The organism is Cryobacterium sp. RTC2.1 (genome assembly GCF_035018685.1).
In the GTDB taxonomy this organism is placed as follows: domain Bacteria; phylum Actinomycetota; class Actinomycetes; order Actinomycetales; family Microbacteriaceae; genus Cryobacterium; species Cryobacterium glucosi.
This window is the reverse complement of the sequence record NZ_JASJXJ010000192.1, coordinates 1-6,044: the sequence shown is the minus strand read 5'-3', so window position 1 is coordinate 6,044 and position 6,044 is coordinate 1. Positions and strand designations below refer to the sequence as shown.

Here is a 6,044-nt window from a genome sequence, read left to right as displayed (position 1 = left end):
CGGCGAGCACGACCTCCGCGGTGTCGACGCGATCGTGCTGCCCGGCGGCTTCAGCTACGGCGACTACCTGCGCGCGGGCGCGATCGCGAGCCTCTCGCCGATCATGGCCGAGGTCATCGACGCCGCGAACAGCGGCATGCCGGTGCTCGGTATCTGCAACGGTTTCCAGATGCTCACCGAGGCGCACCTGCTCGAGGGCGGGCTGATCCGCAACGACCACGGCTCGTTCATCTGCCGCGACCAGCAGCTGCGCGTCGAGAACACCGACACCGTCTGGACCAGCGGCTTCGCGGGCGGCCAGGAGATCACCATCCCCCTGAAGAACGGCGAGGGCGGCTTCATCGCCTCCGCCGAGACCCTCGCAGAGCTCGAAGGCGAAGGCCGCGTCGTGGTGCGCTACGTCGGACTGAACCCGAACGGCTCCCTCAACGACATCGCCGGCATCACCAACGCCCGCGGCAACGTCGTCGGCCTGATGCCGCACCCCGAACACGCGGTCGAGGCCGGCTTCGGTCCCGACACCGCGTCCGCGATGCGCAGCGGCACCGACGGGCTCACGTTCTTCACCTCGGCGATCGAGCGGATGCTCGCGAGCGCGTAACCCGCACCCCGCAACGCCCGGTCCCGCAACGCCCGGTCCCGCGAAAGCGGGTGAATCGTCGTTTTCAGTACCGCAGAACGACGATTCACCCGCTTTCGCGAACAGGGGGCTCGGTTTAGACGGCGGCGGATGCCTCCCACAGGTTGATGCCGGCGTCGACGGCGTGAGCGTCGATCGCGTCGAGCTCCGCGGCGGTGAACTCCAGGTTCTCCACGGCGGCGACGTTGGCCTCGAGCTGCGCGACCGAGGACGCCCCGATCAGCGCCGACGTCACCTCCGGGCGCCGCAGCACCCAGGCGAGGGCGAGCTGGGCGAGCGACTGCCCGCGCTCCCCGGCGATATCGGTGAGGGCGCGGATGTGGACGAGCGTCTCGTCGCTGACCATGTCGCGTTTCATCGACCCGGCCCGCGCCGCCCGCGAGTCCGCGGGCACCCCGTGCAGGTACCGGTCGGTGAGTAGTCCCTGGGCGAGCGGAGAGAACGCGATGCAGCCGACGCCGAGGTCCTCGAGGGTGATCAGCAGGTCGTCCTCGACCCAGCGGTTGAACATCGAGTACGAGGGCTGGTGGATGAGCAGCGGCGTGCCGAGGTCGGCGAGGATCGCCGCGGCCTGCCGGGTGCGCTCTGGCGAGTACGAGGAGATCCCGGCGTAGAGGGCACGGCCGCTCGTGACGGCGGTGTGCAGCGCGCCCATGGTCTCCTCGAGCGGGGTGTCCGGGTCGGCGCGGTGCGAGTAGAACACGTCGACGTAGTCGAGGCCCATCCGGCCGAGCGACTGGTCGAGGCTCGCGAGCAGCGACTTACGCGATCCCCATTCGCCGTACGGGCCCGCCCACATGTCGTAGCCTGCCTTGGTCGAGATGACGAGCTCGTCGCGGTGCGGCCGGAAGTCCTGCTTCAGGTGAATCCCGAAGTTGGACTCGGCGCTGCCGTACGGCGGGCCGTAGTTGTTGGCGAGGTCGAAGTGCGTCACGCCGAGGTCGAAGGCGCGTCGCAGGATCGCTCGCTGCGTCTCGAGCGGGGTGACCCCGCCGAAGTTCTGCCACAGCCCGAGCGAAACGGCCGGGAGCTTGAGGCCGCTCTTCCCGGTGCGGCGGTAGGGCATGGACTCGTATCTGGTGTCAGCCGGAAGGTAGGTCACCCCTTCATCGTGCCACGGTGCATCCGCTCGCGCAGGGGGTGCCCGCCGCGGGGGTCAGGACCCACCCTGTGCGTTGCCTCTTACAACGGATGCCGACGGTCCAGCAGCCGGAGCTGGGCCGCGGATCCGGTGAGCTCGCGTGCCACGAGGGCAGCAGCGCCGGCCTCCGGGTGACGCCCCAGTCTGCGGAGCAGCTCGGCCCGGGTCGCGTGGAACCAGAAGTAGTCGTCGAGGCCGCCGATCCGGTCGACCACGGCGAGCGCCGCGGCCGGGTCGCCGCTCTCGGCGAGGGCGGCCGCCCGGTTCAGCCGCACGACCGGGCTCGGGTCGAGGGCGAGCAGCACGTCGTACCAGGCGATGATGGCGTTCCAGTCGGTGGTCGCGGCATCCGCGGCCAGGGCGTGGCAGGCGGCGATCGCGGCCGTGACCGCGAACCGCTCCGGGCGGATGCTGCTGCCGCGGATCGCGGACGCGGCGAGCTCGATGCCTTCCGCGACGCGGGAGCGATCCCAGAGACTCCGGTCCTGGTCGGCCAGGAGGACGATGTCGCCGTCGCCGTCGAACCGGGCGCGTAATCGGGAGTGCTGGAGCAGCATCGTCGCGAGGAGTCCCTCGAGCACGGGTTCGCCCGGCATCAGCTCGACGAGCAGCCGCCCCAGCCGGATCGCTTCCTCTGCAACGGATGCGCCGGGCGGCCCGGGTGGCACGGTCGGCGGGGGCAGCGCAGCCGAGCCGGGCGGCGCCTGCGAGCCGGGCGGCACGGAGGACTCAGGCCGCGCCGACACGGGCGCAGGGGCATCCGCCGACCGGGAAGCGTAGCCCTCCGTGAACAGCAGGAACACGGTCGTCGCGACCGCGCCGAGCCGGCCGGGCAGTTCCCCCGCGTCGGGCACGCGGTAGCGGATGCCGGCGTCGGCGATCTTGCGTCGCGCCCGGGTGAGGCGCTTGGCCATCGTCGCCTCTGAAACGAGGAGCGCCCGGGCGACCTCTGCGACGCTCAACCCGCAGAGCACGTGCAGGCTGAGCGCGACCTGGGCCTCCTGCGCGAGCGCCGGATGGCAGCAGGTGAAGATCAGCCGAAGCTGGTCGTCGCGGACGATGCCGGGCGGGGTCTCGTCGGGTGCCCGTTGCACGGCCAGGATGATCGCCTCCCGTTCCTTGTTCGGCCGCGCGCCCTCCCGCCGGAGCAGGTCGATCACCCGCCGCTTGGCCGCAAGGGTGAGCCACGCGCGCGGATTCGGCGGCACGCCGAGTCGACGCCAGGTCTCCAGGGCGCTGATGGCGGCGTCCTGGACGGCGTCCTCGGCGAGGGCCAGATCACCGGTCAGACGGATGACGGTGGCCAGCACCCGGCGCCGCTCCGCGACCAGGAGCGCGGCGAGGGCCCCGGCCGGGTCGGTGCCACCGGCATCCGTCGCCGTCATCACATCAGGGTCGGGACCGTCGGACGCACCTCGACGACGCCGTTCCAGGCGGCGGGGATCGCGGCCGCGTGCCGGATCGCCTCGTCGAGGCTGTCGCACTCGAGCAGGTAGAAGCCGGTCAGGGCCTCTTTGGTCTCGGCGTACGGGCCGTCGCCGATCACGACGTCGCCGCCCTTGCCGCCGGTGACCCGCACGGTCGTCGCGGTCTGGGTCGGGTAGAGCGCGGCACCGCCGCGGATCACCGCCTCGGCATCGCGGCCGAAATCGCGGTACTCCTGCATCTCTGCCGCCTGCTCCGGGGCGGTCCAGTCGACGTCACGGGTGTAGGTCAGGGCAACATAGCTGGGCATGGTGACTCCTTCATCGGGGATTTCATCGAATGACCCATCGGGAACGGTGGGATCTACTCTAGGAACGAACGGGGCGGTCCCGAAAGGACATCGGCGGCCGAATCTCCGACAACTGATTCCGCTGCGGTGACAGCGGGATCGGAACGGGGGGTGCAGGGGAGGCAACCGGTAGACTGGGCGCGCCAAGCATCCGCTATCTCTGGGAGAACGCCACGTGACCGCAGTTACCACCACCCCCTCCCGCGGCGTCGCCGACACCGTCGCGAACGCGATCGCCACCCCGGACAAGGACCAGCCCTTCGGCGCCCTCGGGCTGACCGAGGGCGAGTACCAGGAGATCCGCACGATCCTCGGCCGCCGCCCCACGAGCGGCGAGCTCGCGATGTACTCGGTGATGTGGAGCGAGCACTGCTCATACAAGAGCTCGAAGAAGTACCTGCGCCAGTTCGGCGACAAGGTCTCCCCCGCCATGAAGAAGAACCTCATGGTCGGCATGGGCGAGAACGCGGGTGTGCTCGACGTCGGCGAGGGCTGGGCCGTCACCTTCAAGATCGAGTCGCACAACCACCCCTCCTACATCGAGCCGTTCCAGGGCGCCGCGACCGGCGTCGGCGGCATCGTGCGCGACATCATCTCGATGGGCGCCCGCCCGGTCGCCGTGATGGACGCCCTCCGCTTCGGCCGCATCGACGACCCGGACACCGCGCGCGTCGTGCACGGCGTCGTGTCCGGCATCTCGTTCTACGGCAACTGCCTCGGCCTGCCGAACATCGGCGGCGAGACCTGGTTCGACTCGGTCTACCAGGGCAACCCGCTCGTCAACGCGCTCTCGGTCGGCGTGCTCCGCCACGAGGACCTGCACCTCGCCAACGCCCGCGGCGTGGGCAACAAGGTCGTGCTCTTCGGGGCCCGCACCGGCGGAGACGGCATCGGCGGGGCATCCATTCTCGCCTCGGACACCTTCAGCGCCGACGGCCCGACCAAGCGCCCCGCGGTGCAGGTCGGCGACCCCTTCGCCGAGAAGGTGCTCATCGAGTGCTGCCTCGAACTGTTCCGCGACAAGCTCGTCGAGGGCATCCAGGACCTCGGCGCGGCCGGCATCAGCTGCGCGACCTCGGAACTCGCCTCGAACGGCGACGGCGGCATGTACATCCAGCTCGAAAAGGTGCTGCTGCGCGACCCGACGCTCACCGCCGAGGAGATCCTGATGAGCGAGAGCCAGGAGCGGATGATGGCCGTCGTCACGCCGGAGAAGCTCGAGGGCTTCCTCGCGATGACCGCCAAATGGGACGTCGAGACGAGCGTGCTCGGCGAGGTCACCGACACCGGCCGGCTCGTCATCGACTGGAACGGCGAAGAGATCGTCAACGTCGACCCGCGCACGGTCGCGATCGACGGCCCGGTCTACGACCGCCCGGTCGCCTACCCGACCTGGATCGACGCGCTGCAGGCCGACTCGGCCTCGGCTCTGCCCCGGTCGACGGATGCCGCGAACCTGCGCGCGCAGTTCCTCTCGCTGCTGGGCTCGCCCAACCTCGCAGACCCCAGCTGGATCACCGACCAGTACGACCGCTACGTGCTCGGTAACACCGCGCTCTCCTTCCCCGACGACGCCGGCATGATCCGCATCGACGAGGAGTCTGGCCTCGGCTTCGTCATCGCGACCGACGCCAACGGCCGCTACTGCCAGCTCGACCCGTACCGCGGCGCCCAGCTCGCCCTCGCCGAGGCGTACCGCAACGTCGCAGCGACCGGAGCGGTGCCGGTCGGCATCAGCGACTGCCTCAACTTCGGCTCCCCCGAGAACCCCGAGGTGATGTGGCAGTTCGAACGCGCCGTCACGGCCCTCGCCGACGGATGCCTCGAGCTCGAGATCCCCGTCACCGGCGGCAACGTGTCGTTCTACAACCAGACCGGCGACCAGCCGATCTACCCGACGCCCGTCGTCGCCGTGCTCGGCGTGATCGACGACGTCGCCCGCCGCGTGCCGAGCGGCTGGCAGGACGACGGCCACAACATCTACCTGCTCGGCATCACCCGCGAGGAACTCGACGGCTCGGCCTGGGCCGATGTCGTGCACGGGCACCTCGGCGGTATGCCGCCGGTCGTCGACCTTCCCGGTGAGGCGCGGCTCGCCGGCCTGCTCAACGCGGCGTCGATCGAGGCGCTCATCGACAGCGCACACGACCTGTCTTCCGGCGGGCTCGCGCAGACTCTCGCCGAGGCCGTGCTCCGGTTCGGGGTCGGAGCCCGCGTGTGGCTCGGCGACATCTGCGAGCGGGACGGGATCGACGCATCCGTCGCCCTGTTCTCGGAGTCGGCCGGCCGCGTCATCGTCTCGGTGCCGCGCGAGGACGACGTGAAGTTCCTCGGCCTCTGCGAGGGCCGCGGGTACCCGGTGCTGCGCATCGGCGTCACCGACAACACCCTCGACGCTCTTGAGGTGCAGGACGTCTTCACGGTCTCCCTCGCGGACCTCCGCTCCCGCCACAGCTCCACCCTCCCCGCCCACTTCGCCTAGCCCGGGC

At 70.5% G+C, this 6,044-nt stretch carries 5 protein-coding genes; 2 read left to right on the top strand and 3 right to left on the bottom strand.

Going from position 1 to position 6,044, the window contains the following annotated elements; all coding sequences use genetic code 11:
- A partial coding sequence (gene purQ, locus QN357_RS17175) for a phosphoribosylformylglycinamidine synthase subunit PurQ (RefSeq protein ID WP_323505262.1) occupies positions 1 to 601 on the top strand: 601 nt, incomplete at its 5' end.
- 115 nt (positions 602 to 716) lie between these two features.
- Here the strand turns inward: purQ and mgrA are convergent.
- From mgrA to QN357_RS17160, 3 genes are all read right to left on the bottom strand, one after another.
- Positions 717 to 1,742 carry an L-glyceraldehyde 3-phosphate reductase gene (mgrA, locus tag QN357_RS17170; RefSeq protein WP_134446223.1) on the bottom strand — a complete coding sequence of 342 codons (1,026 nt, stop codon included), beginning with the start codon at positions 1,740 to 1,742 and terminating at the stop codon, positions 717 to 719.
- A gap of 80 nt (positions 1,743 to 1,822) precedes the next feature.
- Positions 1,823 to 3,166 (bottom strand): RNA polymerase sigma factor, encoded by a 1,344-nt coding sequence (locus tag QN357_RS17165; RefSeq protein ID WP_322189150.1) that lies wholly within the window; start codon positions 3,164 to 3,166, stop codon positions 1,823 to 1,825.
- A complete protein-coding gene (locus QN357_RS17160) occupies positions 3,166 to 3,516 on the bottom strand; it encodes a YciI family protein (protein ID WP_134446221.1) in 351 nt (116 codons plus the stop codon). Before QN357_RS17160 ends, QN357_RS17165 begins: the two co-directional genes overlap by 1 nt.
- A 214-nt stretch (positions 3,517 to 3,730) precedes the next feature.
- Here QN357_RS17160 and purL point away from each other — a divergent pair, with 214 nt between their 5' ends.
- Positions 3,731 to 6,037 carry a phosphoribosylformylglycinamidine synthase subunit PurL gene (gene purL / locus QN357_RS17155; RefSeq protein ID WP_322189148.1) on the top strand — a complete coding sequence of 769 codons (2,307 nt, stop codon included), beginning with the start codon at positions 3,731 to 3,733 and terminating at the stop codon, positions 6,035 to 6,037.
- Positions 6,038 to 6,044: the final 7 nt, after the last annotated feature.

Bases quoted from the DNA above. Each gene is read 5' to 3' on its own strand.
- QN357_RS17165 (WP_322189150.1), bottom strand. From the start codon at position 3,166: ATGACGGCGACGGATGCCGGTGGCACCGACCCGGCCGGGGCCCTCGCC.
- QN357_RS17160 (WP_134446221.1), bottom strand. From the start codon at position 3,516: ATGCCCAGCTATGTTGCCCTGACCTACACCCGTGACGTCGACTGGACC.